2 protein-coding genes and 1 pseudogene are annotated in these 1,521 nt (G+C 48.1%); 2 read left to right on the top strand and 1 reads right to left on the bottom strand.

The annotated features are described in order from the left end of the window. Positions 1–329, top strand: a pseudogene (locus ACTHS3_RS12815) (amidophosphoribosyltransferase); the annotation flags it as partial. Between the two features lie 74 nt (positions 330–403). Beyond that, positions 404–895, top strand: a complete 492-nt coding sequence (gene greB / locus ACTHS3_RS12810; protein WP_004520154.1) for a transcription elongation factor GreB — start codon at positions 404–406, stop codon at positions 893–895. Positions 896–960: 65 nt separating this feature from the next. Here the strand turns inward: greB and plsY are convergent. Next, positions 961–1,521, bottom strand: a 561-nt coding sequence (plsY, locus tag ACTHS3_RS12805; RefSeq protein WP_440368112.1) for a glycerol-3-phosphate 1-O-acyltransferase PlsY, incomplete at its 5' end; no start/stop codon positions are given.

The raw sequence follows: 1,521 nt of genomic DNA, 5'->3' as shown, positions 1-1,521 counted from the left end.
ATCCGAATGTGTACGGTATCGATATGCCGACCCGTGAAGAACTGATTGCAAACGGCCGCAGCGCAGCAGAAATCGCAACCGAGATTGGCGCGGATGGCATCGTCTTCCAAAACTTAGAAGACTTGGAAGCAGTAGTCAAAGCACTCAATCCAAAAATCGAATCCTTTGATTCTTCATGTTTCAACGGTGTTTATCAAACCGGCGATATCGATGAAGTGTATCTAAACCGTCTCTCTACCGAAAAATCAGGTTGTGGCGGCTTGAAAGTTCATCCAAGCAAAATGGAACACAGCATCAGTATCAGTGATAGCGATGATGATGAAGAATAAAGTAAATTGACTTACAATAAAGGCCGTCTGAAAATTAACGTTCAGACGGCCTTTAATTATGTTTTAAACACATCATGAGTACCGAAACCAAAAATTACATCACGCCTACCGGTTGGCAGGCATTGAAAGACGAACTTTATCACCTGGTCAACAAAGAACGCCCGGAAATCGTCCAAATCGTTAACTGGGCGGCAAGCAATGGAGACCGCAGCGAAAATGGTGACTATCTTTACGGCAAACGCCGTATGCGCGAAATCGACCGCCGTATCCGCTTCCTAACCAAACGCTTGGAAGCAGCCGTTGTCGTCGACCCTGAAGCGCGCGAAGCCACGGACCAGGTTTTTTTCAGCGCCACCGTTGGCTTATTGCGCGGAGACGGTCGTGAACAAACCGTCAAAATCGTCGGCGTAGATGAAATCGATACTGCTAAAAACAAAATCTCATGGATTTCCCCTTTGGCGCGCAGCCTGATTAAAGCACGCGAAGGCGATGAAGTTGTCTTGAATACACCGGAAGGGCGTGAGGTTATAGAGATTCTGTCGGTGGAATATATTAAGATTGACTGATTATGCGTGAATAAAAACTATAAAGGCCGTCTGAAAAATATATTTTCAGACGGCCATCTACACTTTTAAGATTTTCCGGCTTTATCCCCGATTTTGCTTTCTTTGCCTTGAATCAGGTTTTGAATATTGCTTTTATGGCGGTACAACACCAATGCTGCAATGAATACGGTTGCCCATGCCCAAGAGGCGTGTGGCATCATGAAGAAGGCGAAGATTGGGGCACAGACGGTGGCGACCAGTGCAGCGAGGGAGGATACTTTGAAACCGAATGCCATGACCAGCCAAATTAAGGCACAGAGCAGGGCGGTTGCAGGGGAGAGGGCGAGCAAGACACCCAATGCGGTGGCTACGCCTTTGCCGCCTTTAAAATTGAAAAATATTGGCCACATATGACCGACCAATGCGGCAATGGCGACCAGGGCTATCGTTGCATCCGATAAATCTAAAGCATCTTGCAGACAGCGTGCCAAGATGACGGCAACCAAGCCTTTTACTGCATCGCCGAGCAAGGTCAGTGCGGCCGCTTTTTTCTTACCGCTGCGCAAGACGTTGGTGGCACCGGGGTTGCCGGAGCCGTAAGTGCGCGGATCGTCCATGCCGTAATATTTTGATACGATGACGGCAAA

The sequence above is a fragment of the Neisseria sp. P0009.S007 genome (genome assembly GCF_051962515.1).
The sequence above is the reverse complement of the archived record's forward strand: the minus strand, read 5'-3'. Positions and strand labels throughout refer to the sequence as shown.

What these genes read in the sequence shown, in the direction of transcription:
- greB (WP_004520154.1), top strand. Translation starts at nt 404, where the DNA reads ATGAGTACCGAAACCAAAAATTACATCACGCCTACCGGTTGGCAGGCA.